The following is a 22,112-nucleotide window of genomic DNA, read 5'->3' on the forward strand; positions in this document are numbered from 1 at the left end:
TAGCTTATTTTATCAAATCCGTCAAGTTTTTTTTGCCGTTAAAAATTCACCACTAAATATAGTTATTTTTGAAACTTTGATAACAACTTATAGTGTGTTGAAATTTTTGAAAAATCAAAATCGCGCGTTGTAAAATGAAGTTGAAACAATAAAATAAAAGAGTCCACAGCGACGATTCTGTAGTAGAATTGAGTTACCACACACCAATTCGAAAGGAATCATCACTATGGACAATTCCAATTGTAACACGGAGCACAAGAAATTTCAACACATAACATCAGAAGAACGACACGAAATAGAGGTTCGACTTAAAGACGGTTGGTCAATTTATGCTATCGCCAAACACCTTGGCAGACCATACAATACCATCAGAAATGAAGTTGAACGAGGTACTGTATATTTGTATAACGGTAAGGTTGCGAGATATAAAGCAGATAAGGGTAAGGAAGTTTACCTTGAACGTCGCAAAAACAGCCGCAGAAATATCAATTGTCTTGAAGTGGTCGGTTTTCTTCAGTATGTTGAAAAGAAATTCCGTGAAGAAGGCTGGTCGCTTGATGCTTGCGTAGGTTACGCCAAAGCAAATCATCTGTATACTGATAAACAAATGGTTTGCACGAAAACGCTGTACAACTACGTTGATTTAGGTTTGCTAAATATCAAAAATATAGATTTACCTGAAAAGCTAAAGCGTAACACCAAAGGAAACCGAATCCGAGAAAACAAGCGAAATCTCGGCAACAGTATTGAAATGCGACCTGATGATGTTGATACTCGTGAAGAATTCGGTCATTGGGAGATTGACAGCGTTATCGGCAGAAAAACAGAGGGTGAATCTCAGGTAATGACAATAGTTGAGCGTAAGCATCGTGAATCAATATGGCTGAAAATAAGAGATCATTCTGCTGAAGCTATAGACGAAGCTCTATCCGGGTTAATTGAGCAATTCGGAGATAAATATAACGAAGTGTTCAAGAGCATAACCGGAGATAACGGATCTGAGTTTGCCAATCTTTCTCAGGTTGAATCAAAAGGGATTTCAGTGTACTTTACTCATCCGTATTCTTCCTATGAGAAAGGAACAAATGAATGTCACAACAAAATGCTTCGCAGATTTATTCCAAAAGGGAAGAGCATAGATGACTACAGTGCTGATGATATCCTCTTTTTTGCTGACAAAATCAACAATCTGCCCAGAAAGATACTCGGGTATCATACTCCGGAGGAACTCTTTGAGCAGGAACTCGACAGGATATACAGGGCAGCTTGAGCCGCGCCGTCGTGAGTTTCTCTCACTCGTCGCTACGCTCCTCTCTCAAGAAACTCACGACATTCTACTACAAACGTTAAATTTGTTTCAACTTGCTATTGCAATTTGCGGAAAAATCAAAATCAAAATACTTCAAAAAAGTTTTGACATTTTAAACTAAAATTCTCTATATATACATTTAAAATGTAATTCTTAATAAAGTCAAAATGCTTGCATTTTATTCGCGGTTGGAGTATAATTATTTAGAATGGAATTATTGTGGGTTAATTTGCGACTACAGGAATTTTTGATTATTTAAATATGTAAAACGGGCACAATCACCTTAACCCGCAAAACAATGCCCTATGAGGATGTGGAGGAGAAAATGGATTCATTTAACGACGCTTGGGAGCTGATATGCTCCTACTGCAAAACAAAAATTACGGACGTGGCTTACAATACATGGATCAGCAGGATTAAACCGCTCAACCTTGACTTTGAAAGCAACACGGCTTATCTTATCGTTCCGAACGATTTTCACAGACAGACTATTAAAAGATGCTACATTCCGCTGTTAAACGAAGCGTTTGAGGCTATCTTTGACAATAAATTCAACATCGCGCTTAAAACTCCGGATGAAGCTAATATCAGCACGCCTGCTCCGGAGGTTATCAGCGAGGAAACAAACGCAAACTATGAGTACACCTTCGATACCTTTATCGTAGGCTCGTCAAATAAATTTGCTCACGCGGCTTGCCTTGCGGTTGCAACAAATCCGTCAAAGGCATACAATCCTCTTTTCCTGTACGGCAACTCGGGACTTGGAAAAACCCACCTGCTTTACGCTATCGGAAACGAGATTAAAAAGAACAACCCCGATATGGTTATCTGCTATATCAAGGGCGACGACTTTACAAACGAGCTTATCGAAAGTCTGCGTCAGGCAAAGATGAGCGAGTTCAGACATAAGTACAGACACGCCGACGTCCTGTTGGTGGACGACGTTCAGTTTATCGGCGGCAAGGAGAGTACCCAGGAGGAATTCTTCCACACCTTTAACGCGCTTCACGAGGCGAGAAAGCAGATTGTACTCACCTCAGACCGTCCGCCGAAGGAAATCAGAACCCTTGACGACCGTCTGCGCTCGCGCTTTGAGCAGGACTTAATTGCCGACATTCAGCCGCCTGATTTGGAGACGAGAATTGCAATCATTAAGCGCAAGGCTGAGCTTGTCGACATTGAGCTGTCGAACGAAATCTGCGAGTACATAGCCAAAAAGCTAAAGGCAAATATCCGCCAGCTTGAGGGCACTGTTAAAAAGCTAAAGGCAAAATCACTTCTTAATAATGAAAAGCCCTCTCTCACATCCGTTCAGGAGGTTATCGCGGACGTTCTCAACAACGACGTTCCGCCCGAGGTAACGGTTGAGAGAATTATTGACGAGGTTGCGCGCACCTACGGCGTAACTCCCGAGGAAATCCGCTCTCAGAAAAACAAGAGCGCTAACATCAGCAACGCGCGTCATATAGCAATCTACATCACAAGGCAAATTACAACGCTCTCTATGGTAAATATCGGTGAGGAGTTCGGTCACCGTCACTACTCAACGGTAATTTACTCAATTCAAAAGGTAGAGAACCTTATTAATAAGGACAGAAAAGTAAAAGAGCTTATTGACGACACAATCAAGAACATTCAGGACAGATAAATTTATTCTATAAACTAACATCTTTCAATATAGAAAATTATGTCAGAACGTTGATAATGTTTAACTTTGTCAGTCAATGTTAACGTGTGTTAAAATTTTATAAACATCATTCATTAAATTTTTAATAACACGGTGTTGATAAAAAAACCGAACAGACAAGCCGTCTTAAGGCACTTTTCCATATTTTAACACTGCCTACTACTACTACTGAAATTTAAAAGAATATATCATCAGAGGAGATATACGAAATGAAAATTACCTGTTCTAAAACAGATTTGGTTTCTGCCGTTTCAAACGTATCAAGGGCAGTTTCTTCAAAATCTTCAATTCCTGCTCTTGAGGGCGTACTTGTAAAGGCATACGGAGATAAGCTCAATATCTCGGGCTACAACCTCGAAATCGGAATTACCACCGATATCGAAGCCTCAATTATTAAAGAGGGAGAAATCGTAATCGGCGCAAGGCTGTTCCTCGATATCGTAAGAAGACTTCCTGAGGAGGTCGTTACAATCGAGACCGACGACAGAATGGTAACCTATATCACCTGCGGACAGGCGGATTATAAAATTATGGGTATGTCGTCCGTTGAATATCCCGACCTGCCAAACTTTGAACAGACAGATTCAATCACTCTCAGCTCAAAGGTTTTAAGAGATATGATTCGCCAAACAGTTTACGCGGTAAGCGAAAATATGGCGAAGCCGATTTACACAGGCTCATTATTTGAAATTGACAATTCAACCCTTACTATAGTTGCAATCGACGGCTACAGAATGGCTATCAGAAAAGAGAACGTCGATACCGAGAGCAGTAATTCTTTTGTTGTACCCGGCAAGACCCAGCTCGAAATTTTGAAGCTCCTTACCGAGGACGACGAGCCGGTTGATATTATTATCGGTCAAAGGCACATCACCTTTAAGGTTAAGAGCTACAGGGTAATTTCAAGACTTATCGAGGGTACTTTCATCGACTACAAGGCTACGGTTTCAACGGAAGAAAAAACCGTCCTCGTAATCTCTACACGCAAGCTGATTGAGTCGGTCGAGAGAATGTCGCTTCTCAATAACGAGAGAACTCCCAGCCCCGTAAGGTGTAAGTTCCTTGAAAACGAAATCAGACTTTCCTGCGCCTCGGCTGTCGGAAGCGCAAAGGATGTTATCGACGTTGACATCGCAGGAGAGAGCGTAGAAATCGGCTTTAACAACAAATATATGCTCGACGCGCTCAAGAATACCGACACCGACGAGGTTAAGCTCGTGCTCAACGGTCCGGTTTCTCCGATTATTGTAAAACCCGTTTCGGGCGACAGCTTTTTGAGCATCGTTGTGCCGATGAGGCTTGCTAATGAAAACTGAGAATATCAAAATTAACACAGAATACATTAAGCTTCAGGACTTGCTGAAGCTCAGCGGAGAGGCGTATACCGGCGGAATGGCGAAGGTCGTTATTCAAAACGGCGAGGTCAAGGTCAACGGCGAGGTCTGCACCATGCGCGGAAAAAAGCTGAGACCCGGCGATACCGCCGAGTATAACGGAACTCTGATTAATGTTGAATAAATGAAGGTTAACAGCTTAAAATTTCAAAATTTCAGAAATTTAGACGACGCGGAAATTTTTCCCTGCGACGGTGTAAATATAATTTACGGCGACAACGCACAGGGAAAAACAAATATCATCGAAGCGCTTTGGCTGTTCTGCGGAGGCCATTCGTTCAGAACTGCTAACGCGCGTGAAATGATAAAGTGGGGAACGGACTTTTCCCGGCTCGAATGTGAGTTTTACGGTCAGGAGAGGGAGCAAAACGCTTCTCTCGGTTTTTCAGCGACGAAAAAAAACGTAAAAATCAACGGTGTTGAAAAGCGCTCCTCGTCCGCGCTTATAGAAAAATTCTGCGCGGTTGTTTTTTCTCCCGAAAATCTCAGCCTTATCAAAAGAGGTCCGGGGGAGAGAAGAAATTTTATAGACAGCGCAATCTGCCGCGAAAAGCTGAAAAACGCGGTAATGCTTTCAAAATACAACCGCCTTATCGCTCAGAGAAACGCCCTGCTTAAGGACGTGCTGAGAAATCCCGCGCTCGAATCAACGCTCGATATCTGGGACGACCAGATTATTATGTCGGGCGCAAGGCTCTTAAAACAGCGACTTGAGTTTGTAAATATGATAACTCAAAAGGCGGCGGTGTATCACAGCGGAATTTCAAAAAATAAAGAGGAACTCGAGCTCAAATATATTTCAAGCGTAGGCGCCGAGTATAGCAACAGCGTGAAAGAAATTGAAGAAAAAATGCGCTCAAAGTACAGCACAAACCGTCAAAACGAAATTGCCTGCGGAGTAACGCTTGCAGGACCTCACCGCGACGACGTTGAGGTTATCATAAACGGCAAAAACGCAAAGTCGTTTGCCTCTCAGGGACAGCAGCGGAGCGCTGTATTGTCGCTAAAGCTAGCGGAAGCCGCCGTACTCAGAGAAAAAATGGGCGAGGAGCCCGTAATTTTGCTCGACGACGTACTGTCCGAGCTTGACAACAGCCGTCAGGACTATCTGCTAAACGAGCTTGAAGGCTGTCAGGTTTTTATAACCTGCTGTGAAAAATCAAACAAAGAACAGCTTAAACAGGGAAAGGTTTTCCTTGTGAATAACGGCAAAATTTCAGAGGAAGAAAACTGATATATGTATTTGCATTTGGGAAACGACGTTGTAATAAATACCGAAAAAATCGTCGCGATGTTTGACATCGACGCCTGCACGGTTTCTAAAAAGACACGTGATTTTTTGGCGGCGGCTCAAAAAAACGGCGAGGTTATAAACGTGTCCTACGAGCTGCCGAGGTCGTTTGTAGTTTGTAATGATAAAGGCAAAACAAGCGTTTATATTTCTCAGCTTTCAACCAAAACCTTGTCGAGAAGAAAACTGAGCTTATAAATTTGAAGGTATATAAATTAATTTTACGGAGAGAGCTATGAACAGGAAAAACAGATGTCCGTACTGCGGAAAAAGAATTACATACTGGGAAAGATTTTCTTACAGGAGAAAGGCGGAATACGTCTGTTCCCGATGCGGAAAGGAAAGCCATGTATTTATTAACAAAAAGGTAATTTTGGTGTTTATCATCTGCGCAATTATCTCTGCGGTGATTTTGACCGCATGGATTGCGCTGAATATGGTGAGCAATCCGCTCGGAATTTTGGCAGTGGCAATTCCGCTGATCATCTTCGGACTTGTTTCTCCGAATTTCGTAAAATTCGATCCGCTTAAAAAGTATCAAAAGTCTATGGAAGCAAAGCGTGCAGGAATTGAGTACTCCGACAATCTCTCAATCTCCGAGCTCGACGACGAAATCGGCTACGCCGAGGGTTCAAACCAGTTCCAGATTAACAACGACGTGTTTAATAAAATAAAGGCAGAGCGCAACGCGGCTAAAACTCAGACGGAAAATGAGGATTTGGTTTCAAATTCAACTGAGCTTAATTCTCAGGAAAAGCCCTATGTTGAGGTTATAAGCGACGTTAGGGAAAACCACGCAGGAACTGAGGATTCTCCTCTAAAAAAGCTTCATTCCGAGGGTACAAGGATAAACAGGAGCCGTCATTATATTGAAACTCCCGAGGCTGAGCCCGTTTCTGCCGAGGAAGAGATTTTCGGCAATGAGGAAGCTCCCGAGCCTAAAAAGACTGAAAAAAACGACAATAACAGATATTCCGCCAACAGAAGGTTTTAATAATTATGGCTAATCTGTTTTTACCGTCCCTGCCTGTCTGTCCGCACTGCAAGACAATTTACAGGTACGGCGACGTCAGAAAATTAATCTTTAAGAAAGAACAAGAATGTTACCACTGCAAAAAGAGATTTAAAATTTCAAAGAAAAAGCTGATTGTAATGTTTATCGAATACCTGATTATTTTAATCGCGGTAAATTTACTGCTAATCGGCTTTGCAGGAGTAAATCTTATAACTCTATTTATAATTAACGTTGTATTAACGGCATTGGCGTTAACGCTCGTGCCTTACTATATTTTGTTTGTTGAAAAGAAGTAGATAATGAATATTCGGAGGATTTTATGGATAGTGTAGAAAAGAATATTGAACAAACCGAAGAAAACATTGAGATAACCAAGGTTGAACAGGAATACGGCGCGGATGAAATTCAGGTTCTCGAAGGACTTGAAGCGGTAAGAAAACGTCCGGGCATGTATATCGGCTCAACCGGTCCCCGAGGACTTCATCATCTGGTTTATGAAATTGTTGATAACTCAATCGACGAAGCGCTCGCAGGCTACTGCTCAAAAATTGACGTTGTAATCGAGCCCGGCGATATCATCAGAGTTACCGATAACGGCAGAGGAATTCCCGTCGGCGTAAACAGCAAGACAGGTCTTCCTGCGGTTACCGTTGTATTTACCGTGCTCCACGCAGGCGGTAAGTTTGGCGGCGGCGGATACAAGGTATCCGGAGGTCTCCACGGCGTAGGCGCGTCGGTTGTTAACGCGCTTTCCGAATGGCTCGAGGTTAAGGTTTGCGACGGCGAGGATATTTATTTCCAGCGTTATGAGCGCGGAAAAATTATCAACGAGCTCGAAAAAATCGGCAAGTCCGACATCAAGGGCACAGAGGTTCGCTTCAAGGCTGACCCCGAGATATTCAAGGAAACCACAATCTATGATTATTCGGTGCTCGAAAGACGTTTAAGAGAGCAGGCGTTCCTCAACGCAGGCGTTCACATTGAACTCAGGGACGAGCGCAATCCCGAAGAAATCATCAAAAACAACTTCCACTATGAGGGCGGAATAAAGAGCTTTGTAGAGTACATCCACAAAAAACGCTCGCTGGCTGTTATTCATCCCGACGTAATTTACTTTTCCTCAAAGAACGAGGAGGACACCGTAGCGGTAGAAATCGCTATGCAGTACAACGAAAGCTACAACGAAAATCTGCTGACCTTCGCCAATAATATCCACACAACCGACGGCGGTACTCACGAGGAAGGCTTTAAGCGTGCCCTGACCTACGTGATGAACGACTACGCGCGCAAGTTCGGCAAGTTAAAGGATAACGATAAAAACCTAAGCGGCGAGGACGTCCGCGAGGGTATTACGGCGATTATCAGCGTTAAGCTAAAGGAAGCCCAGTTTGAGGGACAGACCAAGGCAAAGCTCGGTAATACAGAGGTAAGAACAATGGTAGACAAGCTTGTCCGCGACAAGCTGATGACCTACCTCGAGGAAAATCCCGCGGTTTCAAAGGCAATCTTTGAAAAGGCTCTCGCCTCGGCAAGGGCGCGTGAAGCTGCGAGAAAGGCGAGAGAGAACGTCAGGAGAAAATCCGCTCTCGAATCCGCCCAGCTTCCCGGTAAGCTTGCGGACTGCCAGTCGCGCGACAGCAGCGAAACCGAAATTTTCATCGTCGAGGGAGACTCGGCGGGCGGCTCTGCAAAGGGCGGCAGAGACAGAAGAATTCAGGCAATTCTTCCTCTCTGGGGTAAAATGCTCAATGTTGAAAAGGCGAGAATCGACCGCGTTTACGGCAACGACAAATTAATGCCGGTAATCACCGCGCTCGGCACGGGTATAGGCGACGAATTTGACCTTGAAAAACTCAGATACGATAAGGTTATCATCATGGCGGATGCCGATGTCGACGGCTCGCATATCCGCACACTTTTGCTGACCTTCTTCTTCAGATATATGAAGCCCCTTATCGAAGCCGGACACGTTTATATCGCTCAGCCGCCGCTTTACAGAATTACAAAGGGCAAGGAGCATAAATACGCTTATTCCGACATTGAACGCGACCAGATTTTGGCTCAGATTGAGGGTAAAACCGAGATTCAGCGTTACAAAGGTCTCGGTGAGATGGACTCCGAACAGCTTTGGGAGACCACAATGAACCCCGATTCAAGACTTATGCTCAGGGTAGAACTCAGCGACGCCGAGGCGGCGGACGAAACCTTTACGATCCTGATGGGCGACAAGGTTGAGCCGAGACGTGAGTTCATCGAGAAAAACGCCAAGTACGTACAAAACCTCGACGTATAAATTTCGGAGGATATTATGCATTCAAGAAGTTACATTACAGTGCGTTACGCCGAAACCGATAGAATGGGAATTGCCCACCATTCAAATTACCCCGTGTGGTTTGAGGTAGGCAGAACCGATTTTATCAAGATGTTCGGGACAACCTATTCTGATTTGGAAAACGCCGGAGTTATGCTTCCGCTGGTTAATCTGACCTGTCACTTTATTCAGCCTGCGCTTTATGAGGACGAGCTTATCGTCCGCACCTGGTGTATTCATATGACAGCCGCGAGGATTGAATTTTCCTATTCCGTAAGGAGAAAAGAGAGCGACGGCAAGGAGGTTGAGCTCTGCTACGGCACAACCGAGCACGGCTTTATCGACTCAAAAACCTTTAGACCGTGCAACGCAAAAAAGCGTTTGCCCGAGCTGTACGCAAAGCTGAACGGGAATATTAAAGAGATTTAGATTATAATTGAATGATTTGAAATAAAGAGGTAATAAGATGGACAACGAGCAGCAAGTGAATGACAAAAGAATAATTGACGTTGACCTGCAAAACGAGATGAGGCAGAGCTTCCTCGATTACTCAATGAGCGTAATCGTAGCCAGAGCACTGCCCGACGTGCGCGACGGACTAAAGCCCGTTCACAGAAGAATTCTCTACACAATGTACGAGAGAGGACTTGAGCCCTCAAAGCCTTACCATAAATGCGCCGATACCGTAGGTTCGGTGCTCGGTGCGTACCACCCCCACGGTGACGCTTCGGTTTATGACGCAATGGTTCGTCTCGCTCAGGACTTCTCAATGAGATATATGCTGGTAGACGGCCACGGAAACTTCGGTTCTGTCGACGGCGACCCGCCGGCGGCTTACAGATATACCGAGGCAAAGATGAGCAAAATTTCTATGGAAATGCTCACCGATATCGACAAGGACACCGTTGACTTTGTACCAAACTACGACGACAGACTTAAAGAGCCGGTTGTGCTCCCGAGCCGTTTTCCAAACCTGCTTGTAAACGGTTCAAGCGGTATCGCCGTTGGTATGGCGACCGAAATTCCGCCGCATAATCTCGGTGAGACTATCGACGCCGCCTGTGCGTATATCGACAATCCCGACATTGAGTTGCCCGAGCTTATGGACTGTATTCCCGGTCCGGACTTTCCGACAGGCGGAATTATCATGGGCAGAAGCGGAATCAGAGCCGCCTACGCCACAGGTAAGGGCAAAATCACCGTCCGCGCAAAGACCGAGATTATCGAAGCAAAGAACGGCAGATTTAAAATTATAGTAAGCGAGCTGCCTTACAAGGTTAACAAGGCAAGGCTTATTGAAAATATCGCGAACCTTGTTAAGGACAAGAGGATTGAGGGTATCTCGAATATTGAGGATCACTCCGACCGTAAGGGTATGCACATCGAGATTGACATCAAGCGTGACGCTTCGCCTCAGATTGTGCTCAACCAGCTTTTCTCATTCACCCAGCTGCAGGTTACCTTCGGCGCGATTATGCTCGCAATTGTCGACGGCCAGCCTAAGATTTTAACCCTTAAGGATATGCTCCGCTGCTATGTGGAGTTCCAGGAGGATGTAATCCGCCGCCGTACCGAGTATGACCTCAAAAAAGCTCAGGACAGAGAGCATATTTTGGAAGGCTTGAAGATTGCGATTGACTTTATCGACGAGGTTATCGCGATTATCAGAAAGAGCAAGGATTTGCCCACAGCAAGAGCAGCGCTGATGGAGCGCTTCGGTCTTGACGAGGTTCAGGCACAGGCAATTGTGCAGATGAGACTCGGACAGCTCACAAATATGGAGCGTCACAAGATTGAGGACGAAATTGCAGCTCTGCAGGAAAAAATCAAAAATTATCTCGAAATTCTCGGCAGCGAGACCAGAAAGCTCGAAATCGTCAAGGAAGAGCTTATCGCTATCCGCAACAAGTATGCCGACCCGCGCCGCACAGAGATTTGCGCAATCAGCGGCGAGGTTGATATTGAGGATCTTATTCCGCAGGAGGAGTGCGTGCTTACCCTCACTCACTTCGGCTATGTAAAGCGCCTTGCGGTAGATACATATAAAATTCAGCGCAGAGGCGGCAGGGGAGTATCAGGTATGTCGCGCCGTGAAGAGGACGTCGCAACCGAGATGTTCATCATCAACTCCCACGACTACGTTCTGTTCTTTACCGACAAGGGCAGAGTATACCGCCTGAAATGCTACGAGGTTCCCGAGGGCAGCAGACAGTCAAAGGGCATTAATATAGCCAACCTGCTCCCGATTTCAAACGATGAAAAGGTAACCTCGATGATTAGAGTACCCGAGTTTGACGAGGAAAAATACCTGATTATGGTAACCCGCAGGGGTATCATCAAACGAATTGCACTCAACGCCTACAACACAGCGCGCAAGGGCGGTCTTATCGCGCTTGAGCTCAACGAGGGCGACGAGCTCGCATGGGTAAGAATGACCGACGGCAACGCAAATGTGATTGTTGCCACAAAGAAGGGCGTTTCAATCCGCTTTAAGGAAACTGACGTCCGCCCGATGGGCAGACTCGCGCGCGGCGTAAAGGCAATCTCACTTAAGGAAGGCGACGAGGTTGTCGGAATGAGCGTTGTACGCGACGGCGGACTTGTGCTGACCGTCAGCGAGACCGGCTACGGCAGACTTTCAAAGCCCGAGGATTACCGTATTCAGTCACGAGGCGGTAAGGGACTAACAAACTACCATGTTGAAAAGTACGGCGACGTTGCCGCAATCAAGGTGGTTGACCTCGATGACGATATTATTATGATTTCGCAGGACGGCATTATCATCAGAATTGCCGCGGAGTCAATCAGAGTCTGCTCGCGTCCGTCAAAGGGCGTAACCCTGATGAAAACAGGCGAGGGAGACAGGGTTGTAACCGTCGCAAGAGCTCCTCACGAGGACGAGGAAGCTGAGGAAAAGCAGGAAGAAGCTCCTGAAAATTCCGAAGCTACAGAAGAAGCCCCTGCAGAGGAATAATTAATAAACTGCAATCTCCCCCAATGCGCAAGGCGTTGGGGGAGAATTAAAAGTTTTAGGTAAGGTATATGAAGATAGGAAAAAGAATAACGGCATTGCTGCTGTCGGCTGTAATAATTTTCGGGCTGACGGCTTGTTCGGGCGGCGCAAAGCTCAAAATTGAGCAGCCAAAGAGCATTTCCGCTGTCGATGACGACGCCGAGCCCGTGACAACGGCGATTGAGCCGAGCGAGAACGTAAACGGCAAACGTTTTGCCTTTACCCTCGCCGAATTTACCGAACGCTACAACTCCACAAAAAAACTAATCGGCGACAAAGACCTGATTACTATGAACAAGTGGAGCAAGATGGGAACGCCCGAAACCGACAACCACGGCGTTGAAATTCAGTATTACTACTACGACGATGAAAACGTAAACATCACCGCCACAGTCGAGACCGAGAGCAATAAGCTGATGAATATCGGCATTGGCACAACGATGAGCCACTTTATGGCGCAGGAGAGCGGAGAGAATAACAGCGACAATATTCTTCGCAGGGCTGCAATTGCGGCAGAGGCGGCAGGCAGCTTCGGCACAGACAAAATCGACACCCTGCAGAATGTTTTTTATCAGCTTGCAACAGGTTCTGAGGATTCACTGTGGTACGAGGGCTTTGTCTTTACGCTCAGCACCAAGGACAATAAAGAGGACAGCAAAAACGGAATTATGCTGTTCAGGGTTTTCCCAATCAGCACGGAATTGAAAAAAGAATGGAAGCTTACGGAGTATAAAAAGTAGAAAACAGCGCTGTATCTTTTGATACAACGCTGTTTTATTATGTCATTATTCATCGAAAAATTTAACAAGTCTTTCTATAAAGTCAGGCGCTTCATCATAGACCGCGTGACTGTAATTTTCATAAATATAAAGTCTTGCGTTTGTTTTTTCCGCAAGCTCTGCTATCGGCTCACAGCCGAAAACCTTGTCGCCTGTCGCTCCTGCCGCATAAACAGGACAGGCGATTTTATCGAGCTTATCGTATACGTCAAAGCCGTTACAGGCTCTCGCGTAAATTTCAAAGCGGTGCAGCTCGTCGGCGCTGACGCCGATTAACATCTGCCTGATTAACTCTCCGAATTTTTCGGCAAATTCCTTTGAGTAAACCGCCTCGATAAAGCAGTTGATCAGCTCTAAAATTTTCTTTTTCGCCGCAAGGTCAGCCCATTTTTCAATAACAGCGCTGTTATCTCCGGTAAATCTCGAGGTGGTCGAGGCGAGCGCGAGTTTTTTTACGAGGTCGGGCCGTTTGAGCGCGATAAGCTGGGCTATCATTCCGCCCTGCGAAACACCATAAACATAAGCGCCGCTTATCCCGAGAATATCAAGAGCCTCGGCGGTATCGTCAGCCATATCCTCTACATTGTAATCTTCTCCGCAGTCGGTTCTGCGGTCGAAAAAGTACACGGTGTATTTATCACCCATCAACTTGAATACATTTGCAATACCGTTTGCGGATTCGATTACGCTTTTCAGGCTCAGCCCCGGAATGACAACCACAGTCTGCTCTCCGCAGCCGAACTTAAAATATTTCATTTTAAATTCAGCGGTGTTTACCGTTTCAATTTTAACAGCCATAATTATACCAGCTCGTCAACCGCAATTTTCTTGAACTTAAATTTGTTGTATGTGAGCGTATCGCCGTCAACCGAATAGTCAACGGTGTTGGTTTCCTCTTTGTTGGTTGTGAAAACCGAGGTGACCTTGCCGTCCTTCGCGGAGTACTTTGCAAAGGTAAAGTTTATGCCGTTCATTGTGTTGTACATAATTCCGCTCTTGTCAAAGTAGTAATACTCGCCGTTGTCATCCTTCCACGCGCCGAGCAGCTTTTCGTCAATAACAGGCTCGGGGTCGGGGATAGGAACAAATGAAAACGTAGCCATCTTTTTGAGCGTAGTGGTTTTTCCGCCCGAAGTGTTTGTGAGAGTAAGGGTGGATTTGTCCTCGGAAAATTCGTATTTATAAACGCCGTTTATTCCGAACATAAGCTGAACAGTAACCGCCTTATACGAACTTCCGCTGTCGTCGGTCTTGGTCTCAGCCTTGTAGTTTTCAATATATCCTGTTGTGCCGATAATAAGGTAAGCCTTGCCTTTTCCGTCAAAGGCGTAAACAAAGCTCTTGAACTGCGAGCCTTCACCATCGGTAATCTGCCAGTAGCCTGCAAATTCGTCGCCTTCGTAATTAATTGCGTGAAGCTTGCTGATGTCCGCCTGCTCAGAAATATTCATCTTGCTGTCGTCGGTGGTCTCCTCAACAGCCACGGTAGACGCCACAAGGTCGTTGTTTTCTCCGCAGCCTGCAAAAACCGCGGCGGATGACAAAACCAAAACAGCACATAATATTTTAATCAGAGTTTTCATATTAACATAGCCTTTCTAATCTAAAAATAAGTCATATTAATTTTATAATTATATGAAAAAAATGTCAATATGAAAAAAGTCGGAAAGCGCTTTTGCCGCATTAGTTCTGACAAAATTCGCCGCAAATACTCAAAAAGACTTAAATAACGCAAAAATAGTGTTGCCAATAGAGTATTTTTTTGATATAATTAAGTTTAAATATATGTAATGGATGGAGGAAGAAAGTATGCTGAACACAAATTTCAACGACAAATTCGGCAAAGAGGGACTTACCTTTGACGACGTCCTTCTTATCCCCGGCGAATCAAACGTCGAGCCGAAAAACGTATCTGTTTCAACAAACCTGACAAAGACAATCAAGCTCAATACTCCACTTATGACCGCGGCTATGGACACCGTAACCGAAACCGAAATGGCAATTGCCATCGCGCGTGAGGGCGGCGTGGGCATTATCCACAAGAATATGCCCATCGAAAGACAGGCGGATATGGTAGACCGCGTTAAGAGAAGCGAAAACGGCGTTATCGTAAATCCGTTTTTCCTATCTCCCGAAAACACCGTCCGTGACGCCGACGCGCTCATGGGCAAGTACAAAATTTCGGGCGTTCCGATTTGCACCGACGGCAAGCTGATCGGCATTATTACAAACCGCGATATGCGCTTTATGACAGCCGAGGATTTCTCTCAGCCGATTTCAAAGGTTATGACAAAGGAAAACCTCGTTACCGCACCCGTCGGCACAACTCTTTTGCAGGCTCAGTCAATTCTTCGCGAGCACAAAATCGAAAAGCTCCCGATTGTTGACAACAGCGGCTCGCTCAAGGGCTTAATCACAATCAAGGATATCGAAAAGAGCGTTCAGTACCCCAACTCCGCGCGTGATGACAAGGGCAGACTCCTCTGCGGCGCGGCTATCGGCGCAACCGCCGACGTGCTCGACAGAGTAGCGGCTCTGATTGAGGCAGGTGTTGATGTTGTAGTTCTCGACTCGGCTCACGGCCATAACTCAAACGTTGTTAACTCGGTTGCCAGAGTTAAGCAGGCATACCCGAATCTTCCTCTTGTTGCCGGAAATATCGCGACAGCCGAAGCCGCAAAGGCGCTTATCGACGCCGGCGCGGACGCTGTTAAGGTAGGTATCGGCCCGGGTTCAATCTGCACAACCAGAATTGTAGCAGGTATCGGCGTACCGCAGATTACAGCAATTTACGACGCGGCTTGCGAGGCTTTAAAGTACGGAATTCCCGTAATCGCCGATGGCGGTATCAAGTACAGCGGCGACATCGTAAAGGCTCTCGCGGCAGGCGGAAGCGTTGTTATGGTAGGCTCGCTCGTTGCAGGCTGTGAGGAAAGCCCCGGAGATAAAGAGATTTATCAGGGCAGACAGTTCAAGGTTTACCGCGGAATGGGCAGCCTCGGCGCTATGGGCAAGGGCAGCGCAGACCGTTACTTCCAGGCGAGCAACCGTAAGTTTGTTCCCGAGGGCGTTGAGGGCAGAGTACCTTACAAGGGACTTCTCTCAGACACGGTTTATCAGCTTATGGGCGGTTTAAAGGCAGGTATGGGCTACACCGGATGCGCAACAATCGCAGAGCTTCACGAGAAGGCTCACTTTGTTCACATCTCGGGTGCTGGCCTCAGAGAGAGCCATCCGCACGACATTCAAATCACCAAGGAAGCTCCCAACTATTCATATAATTTCTCATAATAAAGCTTTTGCAGGGACGGTCGCAGACTGCCCCTGCTTTTATATTTTAAAAACTGTCAAAATATACTTATATTTTATTGATTTACTCATATTTTTATGTTATTATGATTATAAATAAAAAATCATAAGGAGTGTTGTTATGTATAGATTAGGTATTGACCTCGGCGGTACAAACATCGTTGCGGGCTTGGTAAACAAGGATTATAAGATTGTGGCGAGAGCAAGCTGCAAGACTAACGTTCCGCGTCCCGAAAGCGAGATTTGTGACAGCATGGCTGAGGTTGCCAAAAAGGCAGTCGCAAAGGCAGGCATTACAATGGAGGATGTTGAGAGCATCGGTATCGGCGTACCGGGCGCTGTTAACCCCAAAACCGGCGTAATCGAGTATTCGGCAAACCTTTTCTTCCACAACTGGGAAGTTGTTAAGATGATGGAGGAAAGGCTGGGCACAAAGGTTATTATAGAGAACGACGCTAACGCCGCGGCTCTCGGTGAATACCTCGCAGGCAGCGCAAAGGGCGCTAAAAATGCCGTTGCCATCACCCTCGGCACTGGCGTAGGCGGTGGAATTATCATTGACGGCAAAATCTACAGCGGCTCAAACTACGCAGGCGCGGAGCTCGGCCATATGGTAATCGTAAAGGACGGCAAGGAGTGCGGCTGCGGAAGAAAGGGCTGCTGGGAGGCTTACGCTTCCGCGACAGGTCTTATCAACCTGACAAAGCAGAAAATTCTCTCCGGTAAGCTCGACTACAGCTATATGCTAAAGCAGTGCGACGGCGACATCAACAAGGTTAACGGCAAAACCGCCTTTGACGCTGCGGCGGCAGGCGATCCCGACGCTCAGGAGGTTCTCGACGAGTACTTCGGCTACCTCGCGACAGGCCTTGTAAATATCATCAATATCTTCCAGCCCGACGTGCTGTGCATCGGCGGCGGAATTTCAAATCAGGGCGAAAACCTGCTCAGTCCGCTCAGAAAGATTATCGAGGAGGAGCGCTACACCAAGCACAACGACAAGCAGACAAAGCTTTGCACCTGCACCCTCGCAAACGACGCAGGAATTATCGGCGCGGCTTTCCTCGACTGATAAATTAAACTTAAAGTCCGGCATATTTGTGTCGGACTTTTCTTTTTAAATACCCCCTTGACATTGTTGTCTATTGATGATAGACTATAGGTGGCAGATTAGTCTATCAATTATAGACAAGGAGGCTTTGTTATGAAAAAAGGCATAAAAATTACATCCGCTATAATGGCGCTGATTTTGATATTGTCAAGCGTTATGATTTTTCCTGCTTCGGCGGCAGAAACCGGAGAGGATAATTGCTTAATCGGCGCGTCAAACAGCTACACAATGCACACCGGACAGTCGATGTACATGTATATGGAGCTAAAATACACCAACGTTTTTTATGAGAACATTACCACATCCAATCCCGATATTGTCGATGTGAAGGGCGACGGAAAGGGCGGTATGAATATCTACGCCAAAAAGCAGGGCACAACAAAGGTAACCATTACCGTAAAGGCGTATACCTCCGCCGCTCCGTATGTACGAACAGCCGATTGCTTCATCACGGTTGTTCCTGCGCCTTCGGCGCCTGCAAACGTCAGAATCCGCAACTACGAAACGGGCTTTAATATAAACTGGGATAAAGCCCCAAACGCACAGAGATATGTAGTATACATCAAGACAAAATCAAGCGAGTGGCTTTACGATTTGACATATCATAATTATATGAACATCGAGGATCTTGAACCTGGCGAGATGTATTATGTTCAGGTTCAATCGCTCGGGCTAAACGACTTTACCGGAGGATTTTCACGGGTAAGCTCGTATACCTTTGTCCCGAGGACATACCACACCTGCAAGTACAACGCCAACGGTACGGTTACGCTGAATTGGCTCGAAGCCGAAAATGTTCAAGGCTACGCAATAGCCAAGAAAAAAGCAGGCGACAAAAACTACACCTACTACTACACAAAAGCCACAAGCTTCAACGATAAAAACGTCGCGGCAGGAGCGGTTTATTATTATCAGGTCAGTCCGTATTATACGGTCGGAAAGAGCACGGCGTACGGTCAGTGGAGCGATACCAAAAAGGTCACCACACTGTTCAAGCCGACGGTTACAAATATGAACAGCAACGCAAGCCGCCTGAATATAAACTGGAATTTCATTAAGGGCGCGACGGCGTACAAGGTGGCGTTTAAGCGGACAACCGACAGCGCGTGGAACTACCGCACAACCACCTCACGTTATTATAATGTAGTCAACCCCACAAAGGGAGCGACGTATATTACGCAGGTGTGTCCGGTAAACGGATGTGTAGCAGGGCCGTGGTCTGACGCCGCAAGCCATTATATTGATTAAAATACAAAAAGCCAAGCGAGTAAAAACCGCTTGGCTTTTTGTATTTGTGAAAAAATTTGGATAATTACAAAATTTGTAAGTGTTTTGTTAGGGTTTGTATGTTATAATGTGCTTGCAATCAAACGAAAAAGGAGAGAAATTTATGAGATACATTTTAACAACCGACAATCTCACAAAGAAATACGGCGACAAGGTTGCCGCGGGAAACATCAATATTCACATTCCCGAAGGAGAGATTTACGGACTTATCGGAAGAAACGGAGCAGGCAAAACAACAATTATGAGAATGCTCAGCGGTCTGTCAAGCCCGACAGAGGGCAGCTTCAAATACAACGGAAATAGCGATAACGGAATCGGCGTGTTGATTGAAAGCCCCGGAATTTACCCGAACCGCTCGGCGTTTGACAACATCAAAATCAAGTGCATAGCGATGGGCTGTTATAAAAAGGAATATGTAAACGAGCTTTTGGATATCGTCGGACTTTCCTATACAGGCAAAAAGCCGGCAGGCTCTTTCTCGCTCGGTATGCGCCAGCGCTTGGGTATCGCCTTGGCGCTTACGGGCAACCCGAAGTTCATCGTACTTGACGAGCCGATTAACGGCCTCGATCCACAGGGTATTGCCGAGGTCAGGGAAACCCTCGAAAAGCTCAGGGACGAAAAGAAAATCACAATTATGATTTCAAGCCATATTCTCGACGAGCTCGGAAAGCTCGCGGATTCCTACGGAATTATCAACAACGGCGAGCTTATTGACGAGTTTACTAATGAGGAGCTTGAACAGCGCTGCGGCAGGTACGTTACGGTTCACACCAACGACAACGTCAAGGCGGTTGAGATGATAAAGTCGATGGGTATCAGCGACGTCGATATCAAGGGCGACACAATCAGAATTAACGAATGTCTTGACCAAACCGCCGAGATTAACAAAATGCTCGTTAACGGCGGATTTGAGGTGAATGAAATTCATAAAACAAACATTTCGCTTGAGGACTATTACCTCAGCCTTACAGGGGGAAAGAGAAAATGATGAATTTGATAAAAATGGAGTGCTACAAGCTCAGAACTTCAAAGCTGTTTATGATATTGCTCGCGGTAGCTTTTGCGGCTAATTTACTCTTTTCGCTTGGCGCGCAAATGCTTCCCAAGCTGTTCGTGCCAAATATGCCGGTTGAGGCAACACCGCTGTCGTCTGTGCTCGCTCAGCCGTTCGGGCTTTCGCTTTTAATGATAATCGTTTTTGTTTCGGCGGTTTCTTTTATGTCGCTTGATTACTCGGGCGGATTTATCAAGAACATCGCCGGACAGGTTGGCGACAGAGGAAAAATCGTAATCGCAAAGTTTATCGCCGTAGGAATTCACAACCTGATTTTCTTTATCGTAGGCGTAATTTCAAGCCTTCTCGGCACTTTAATCGCAGGTCAGATTACCGCTGACGCGGCGGTTATGAGCGGAATTCTCACGCTTTTGCTTAAGTGGTTTTTGTCAATGGCGCTCTGCTCGATTTTGCTTTTCTTCGCGGTGGGCATCAGAAACAAAACCCTCGCGACAATCATCGGCGTTGTGCTTTCACTAAACGCGCTTTCGCTTGCGTATTTGGGCGTCAACACACTTGTAGCAAACGTGTTTAAGATAAACGATTTTGATTTCGGCAGCTTTATGCCCGACGCGCTTATGAACAGCGTAAGCGTTGTAAACAACGAGCTCGTAGTAAACGCTATTGTTGTGGGCGCGGCGTTCATCGCGGTATTTGTAATTTTGACATATATCACCTTCAAAAAGCGTGACGTAAAATAAATAACAAAACGCGGCGTCAGACGACGCCGCAATAATTTTTTAAAATTATTTTTAAAAGTTACGGAATTTGTTAAGGTTTTGTCATAGTGCGTGTGCTAAAATATACACAGTTCAATCAAAGGAGGAATAAAAATGATTAAGCTTTTAATACTCTCGATTGGAGCAGCGGCAGTTGCCGCCTCAGCCGCAAAGGCAGTTACAGAAAAAAGCATTAAACCGAAAAAGGACAGCTCAGGGCTGCCCGAACAGAACACTTCCTCGCAGGTTCAGATTTTTGACGAACCGGTTGCAAAGGAGTATGACGCTGATTATATGTTTATATAATCAAACTGAGTTTTTTATCCTTGACAGAGGGATTTCCGGATTATAATAGAGAAAAATGAACAACAAATGCCGCGACGATTACCGCCGCGGTTTTGTTGTTTGATTAAATCTCGCCCTTTATCCTCAGCCCGAGGAGCACAAGGTCTTGCGTGTTAATCTTTCCGTCAAGGTTAAAATCCGCCGCCTTGCTCCGGCAAGGGGAAAGCGTGATTTTTTCGATAATCGCGTCCATCAAATCAACCAAATCGGAGCGGTTGAGCGTACCCGTACCGTTGACGTCGCCCCGTATCGCAACCGGATATTTTGTGCCGCCGATAAGCGCGTAATATCCTGTTTTCAGCTTGCCCGAGGTGATTTTGTTTCCGTCAAAATCGTAAAGCTCTGCGATTTCGGGAAACTTCTCCTTTGCCTGAGTAACGGTAATTTCCGCGTCAATTCCCACTGCAACTCCGTCGGAAATTTTGAGGTTCGAGCTTTTTGAACCGCTTTGGGAAGCTTGCGGATTGCTTTTATTTTGACTTGCATTGAACGTTGTGCAGCGGTTGTCGGTTCCTAGCACAGCCGCGGTCTGTCCTGCGGCGCACATCAGCTTTGCCGAGCTTACGCTTACATCTCCGCCCGTAAAGCTCAGGGTGTTTCCGCACAGCTTAAAGGAATTTTGGCTGGTCCTCACAGCGTAATCGCAGCGCGGATATTCGACATCGCCGCTGCCGAGCGAAACAAGTCTGCCGCCGCTTGTGAGAATATAACCGCAGCCTGCGTCGGAAAAATCCGTGTACGCTTCAAGGTCGGCGCATTTTGTTTTGCTGCCGCCCGAAAGCCTGAAAATTTCGCCCGAAACGGAACGCGCATAGGCGTTTGAGCCGTTGAAGAACAGGCGGTCAACTCCTTTGGAAAAAGTATATGAATAAAGCGCCTTGCCGCTGAAATTATAGCTTTTCACGTACGGATATGAATTGCTCTTTTGCAGAATAAAAATCTCGCTTCCCGATACCGCAAACGAACGGTTGGAGATACTTTCCGAGCCGGTAATTGTAACGTAATCGCACGCGCCGCTGTCCATATTCATACGTACAATTTTATAACAGTTGTTGCCGTCAAAAAGCGCATAAGCGTTACTCTCGTCGTGGCAGACCGCCCTTATACAACCGTCTGTGTTGACATAACGAAGATTTGCTGTCGGAACAGCCCTTGCAGAGTATAGCGTGGTGTTTGTGTATCCGTAAAAATAGGCGTTATTCCTGCCGCTGTAAGTGTAAATATATTTACAGTTGCCGAGCTCGCTGAACAAAGCGGTGCTGTCCGCCCATGCAGCGCCGATAAAAAATGAAGCCGGACATAAAAGAATGAGTATAATGCAAATAAACCGTTTAGTCATATTATCTCCACTGTCGAAATTTGATGATTTTTGGTTAATTTTGATTATATCATAAACGCAAATATTATTATTTTCATTCAGAAAAATATCAATATTTTATACTAATTCCTGATAGAAAGTAGACTTATATTTTGCGAGGATATTTT

21 protein-coding genes are annotated in these 22,112 nt (G+C 45.8%); 18 read left to right on the top strand and 3 right to left on the bottom strand.

Features of this window, described 5'->3' with window-relative positions; genetic code table 11:
* Window positions 1–226: 226 nt before the first annotated feature.
* The 12 genes from AB1I50_RS07225 (at window position 227) to AB1I50_RS07280 (ending at window position 12,760) form a co-directional block, all read left to right on the top strand.
* On the top strand, window positions 227–1,270 hold the full coding sequence (locus AB1I50_RS07225; RefSeq protein ID WP_407723232.1) for an IS30 family transposase: 1,044 nt from the start codon (window positions 227–229) through the stop codon (window positions 1,268–1,270).
* Window positions 1,271–1,634: 364 nt separating this feature from the next.
* On the top strand, window positions 1,635–2,957 hold the full coding sequence (dnaA, locus tag AB1I50_RS07230; RefSeq protein ID WP_407723367.1) for a chromosomal replication initiator protein DnaA: 1,323 nt from the start codon (window positions 1,635–1,637) through the stop codon (window positions 2,955–2,957).
* 248 nt (window positions 2,958–3,205) lie between these two features.
* Window positions 3,206–4,312: a DNA polymerase III subunit beta gene (gene dnaN / locus AB1I50_RS07235; RefSeq protein WP_407723368.1), complete on the top strand. Its 1,107-nt coding sequence runs from the start codon at window positions 3,206–3,208 to the stop codon at window positions 4,310–4,312.
* Window positions 4,302–4,514: an RNA-binding S4 domain-containing protein gene (locus tag AB1I50_RS07240; protein WP_407723369.1), complete on the top strand. Its 213-nt coding sequence runs from the start codon at window positions 4,302–4,304 to the stop codon at window positions 4,512–4,514. The genes dnaN and AB1I50_RS07240 overlap by 11 nt, the downstream gene beginning before the upstream one ends.
* Window positions 4,515–5,624 (top strand): DNA replication/repair protein RecF, encoded by a 1,110-nt coding sequence (gene recF, locus AB1I50_RS07245; protein ID WP_407723370.1) that lies wholly within the window; start codon window positions 4,515–4,517, stop codon window positions 5,622–5,624.
* A gap of 3 nt (window positions 5,625–5,627) precedes the next feature.
* Complete coding sequence (gene remB, locus AB1I50_RS07250; protein ID WP_407723371.1) at window positions 5,628–5,879, top strand: extracellular matrix regulator RemB; 252 nt, start codon at window positions 5,628–5,630, stop codon at window positions 5,877–5,879.
* A gap of 37 nt (window positions 5,880–5,916) precedes the next feature.
* Window positions 5,917–6,675: a hypothetical protein gene (locus AB1I50_RS07255; RefSeq protein ID WP_407723372.1), complete on the top strand. Its 759-nt coding sequence runs from the start codon at window positions 5,917–5,919 to the stop codon at window positions 6,673–6,675.
* 5 nt (window positions 6,676–6,680) lie between these two features.
* A complete protein-coding gene (locus AB1I50_RS07260) occupies window positions 6,681–6,992 on the top strand; it encodes a hypothetical protein (RefSeq protein ID WP_407723373.1) in 312 nt (103 codons plus the stop codon).
* A 23-nt stretch (window positions 6,993–7,015) separates the two neighbouring features.
* The gene (gyrB, locus tag AB1I50_RS07265) at window positions 7,016–8,989 is read left to right on the top strand and encodes a DNA topoisomerase (ATP-hydrolyzing) subunit B (RefSeq protein ID WP_407723374.1); all 1,974 of its coding nucleotides are present in this window, start codon (window positions 7,016–7,018) and stop codon (window positions 8,987–8,989) included.
* Window positions 8,990–9,004: 15 nt separating this feature from the next.
* Window positions 9,005–9,436 (top strand): acyl-CoA thioesterase, encoded by a 432-nt coding sequence (locus AB1I50_RS07270; RefSeq protein WP_407723375.1) that lies wholly within the window; start codon window positions 9,005–9,007, stop codon window positions 9,434–9,436.
* Between the two features lie 37 nt (window positions 9,437–9,473).
* A complete protein-coding gene (gene gyrA, locus AB1I50_RS07275; RefSeq protein WP_407723376.1) occupies window positions 9,474–11,981 on the top strand; it encodes a DNA gyrase subunit A in 2,508 nt (835 codons plus the stop codon).
* Window positions 11,982–12,049: 68 nt separating this feature from the next.
* Entirely contained in the window at window positions 12,050–12,760 is a 711-nt protein-coding gene (locus AB1I50_RS07280) for a hypothetical protein (RefSeq protein ID WP_407723377.1), read from the top strand.
* A gap of 45 nt (window positions 12,761–12,805) precedes the next feature.
* Here AB1I50_RS07280 and AB1I50_RS07285 read toward each other — a convergent pair whose 3' ends face one another.
* Window positions 12,806–13,597 (bottom strand): alpha/beta fold hydrolase, encoded by a 792-nt coding sequence (locus tag AB1I50_RS07285; RefSeq protein WP_407723378.1) that lies wholly within the window; start codon window positions 13,595–13,597, stop codon window positions 12,806–12,808.
* Window positions 13,598–13,599: 2 nt separating this feature from the next.
* The gene (locus tag AB1I50_RS07290; RefSeq protein ID WP_407723379.1) at window positions 13,600–14,382 is read right to left on the bottom strand and encodes a hypothetical protein; all 783 of its coding nucleotides are present in this window, start codon (window positions 14,380–14,382) and stop codon (window positions 13,600–13,602) included.
* Between the two features lie 226 nt (window positions 14,383–14,608).
* On the opposite strand from AB1I50_RS07290, the gene guaB reads away from it, so the two are divergent.
* The 6 genes from guaB to AB1I50_RS07320 all read left to right on the top strand — a co-directional run bounded on the left by guaB (window position 14,609) and on the right by AB1I50_RS07320 (window position 20,588).
* A complete protein-coding gene (gene guaB, locus AB1I50_RS07295; RefSeq protein ID WP_407723380.1) occupies window positions 14,609–16,090 on the top strand; it encodes an IMP dehydrogenase in 1,482 nt (493 codons plus the stop codon).
* A 139-nt stretch (window positions 16,091–16,229) separates the two neighbouring features.
* Window positions 16,230–17,180, top strand: coding sequence for an ROK family protein (locus AB1I50_RS07300; protein ID WP_407723381.1), 951 nt, complete (start codon window positions 16,230–16,232; stop codon window positions 17,178–17,180).
* Between the two features lie 132 nt (window positions 17,181–17,312).
* The gene (locus AB1I50_RS07305; protein WP_407723382.1) at window positions 17,313–18,467 is read left to right on the top strand and encodes a fibronectin type III domain-containing protein; all 1,155 of its coding nucleotides are present in this window, start codon (window positions 17,313–17,315) and stop codon (window positions 18,465–18,467) included.
* Window positions 18,468–18,609: 142 nt separating this feature from the next.
* Complete coding sequence (locus AB1I50_RS07310) at window positions 18,610–19,497, top strand: ATP-binding cassette domain-containing protein (protein WP_407723383.1); 888 nt, start codon at window positions 18,610–18,612, stop codon at window positions 19,495–19,497.
* Complete coding sequence (locus AB1I50_RS07315) at window positions 19,494–20,264, top strand: ABC transporter permease (RefSeq protein WP_407723384.1); 771 nt, start codon at window positions 19,494–19,496, stop codon at window positions 20,262–20,264. The genes AB1I50_RS07310 and AB1I50_RS07315 overlap by 4 nt, the downstream gene beginning before the upstream one ends.
* A 132-nt stretch (window positions 20,265–20,396) precedes the next feature.
* On the top strand, window positions 20,397–20,588 hold the full coding sequence (locus AB1I50_RS07320; protein ID WP_407723385.1) for a hypothetical protein: 192 nt from the start codon (window positions 20,397–20,399) through the stop codon (window positions 20,586–20,588).
* Between the two features lie 103 nt (window positions 20,589–20,691).
* Here AB1I50_RS07320 and AB1I50_RS07325 read toward each other — a convergent pair whose 3' ends face one another.
* The gene (locus AB1I50_RS07325) at window positions 20,692–21,966 is read right to left on the bottom strand and encodes a dockerin type I repeat-containing protein (protein ID WP_407723386.1); all 1,275 of its coding nucleotides are present in this window, start codon (window positions 21,964–21,966) and stop codon (window positions 20,692–20,694) included.
* Between the last annotated feature and the right edge of the window lie 146 nt (window positions 21,967–22,112).

The sequence above is a fragment of the Ruminococcus sp. NATIVEDY161 genome (assembly GCF_045819895.1).
GTDB lineage: Bacteria > Bacillota > Clostridia > Oscillospirales > Acutalibacteraceae > Ruminococcoides.

Bases quoted from the DNA above. Each gene is read 5' to 3' on its own strand.
- AB1I50_RS07225 (WP_407723232.1), top strand. From the start codon at position 227: ATGGACAATTCCAATTGTAACACGGAGCACAAGAAATTTCAACACATA.
- AB1I50_RS07290 (WP_407723379.1), bottom strand. From the start codon at position 14,382: ATGAAAACTCTGATTAAAATATTATGTGCTGTTTTGGTTTTGTCATCC.
- AB1I50_RS07320 (WP_407723385.1), top strand. From the start codon at position 20,397: ATGATTAAGCTTTTAATACTCTCGATTGGAGCAGCGGCAGTTGCCGCC.
- remB (WP_407723371.1), top strand. From the start codon at position 5,628: ATGTATTTGCATTTGGGAAACGACGTTGTAATAAATACCGAAAAAATC.
- AB1I50_RS07280 (WP_407723377.1), top strand. From the start codon at position 12,050: ATGAAGATAGGAAAAAGAATAACGGCATTGCTGCTGTCGGCTGTAATA.
- dnaN (WP_407723368.1), top strand. From the start codon at position 3,206: ATGAAAATTACCTGTTCTAAAACAGATTTGGTTTCTGCCGTTTCAAAC.
- AB1I50_RS07300 (WP_407723381.1), top strand. From the start codon at position 16,230: ATGTATAGATTAGGTATTGACCTCGGCGGTACAAACATCGTTGCGGGC.
- dnaA (WP_407723367.1), top strand. From the start codon at position 1,635: ATGGATTCATTTAACGACGCTTGGGAGCTGATATGCTCCTACTGCAAA.
- AB1I50_RS07285 (WP_407723378.1), bottom strand. From the start codon at position 13,597: ATGGCTGTTAAAATTGAAACGGTAAACACCGCTGAATTTAAAATGAAA.
- AB1I50_RS07270 (WP_407723375.1), top strand. From the start codon at position 9,005: ATGCATTCAAGAAGTTACATTACAGTGCGTTACGCCGAAACCGATAGA.
- guaB (WP_407723380.1), top strand. From the start codon at position 14,609: ATGCTGAACACAAATTTCAACGACAAATTCGGCAAAGAGGGACTTACC.
- gyrB (WP_407723374.1), top strand. From the start codon at position 7,016: ATGGATAGTGTAGAAAAGAATATTGAACAAACCGAAGAAAACATTGAG.
- AB1I50_RS07240 (WP_407723369.1), top strand. From the start codon at position 4,302: ATGAAAACTGAGAATATCAAAATTAACACAGAATACATTAAGCTTCAG.
- AB1I50_RS07305 (WP_407723382.1), top strand. From the start codon at position 17,313: ATGAAAAAAGGCATAAAAATTACATCCGCTATAATGGCGCTGATTTTG.
- recF (WP_407723370.1), top strand. From the start codon at position 4,515: ATGAAGGTTAACAGCTTAAAATTTCAAAATTTCAGAAATTTAGACGAC.
- AB1I50_RS07325 (WP_407723386.1), bottom strand. From the start codon at position 21,966: ATGACTAAACGGTTTATTTGCATTATACTCATTCTTTTATGTCCGGCT.
- AB1I50_RS07255 (WP_407723372.1), top strand. From the start codon at position 5,917: ATGAACAGGAAAAACAGATGTCCGTACTGCGGAAAAAGAATTACATAC.
- AB1I50_RS07315 (WP_407723384.1), top strand. From the start codon at position 19,494: ATGATGAATTTGATAAAAATGGAGTGCTACAAGCTCAGAACTTCAAAG.
- AB1I50_RS07310 (WP_407723383.1), top strand. From the start codon at position 18,610: ATGAGATACATTTTAACAACCGACAATCTCACAAAGAAATACGGCGAC.
- AB1I50_RS07260 (WP_407723373.1), top strand. From the start codon at position 6,681: ATGGCTAATCTGTTTTTACCGTCCCTGCCTGTCTGTCCGCACTGCAAG.
- gyrA (WP_407723376.1), top strand. From the start codon at position 9,474: ATGGACAACGAGCAGCAAGTGAATGACAAAAGAATAATTGACGTTGAC.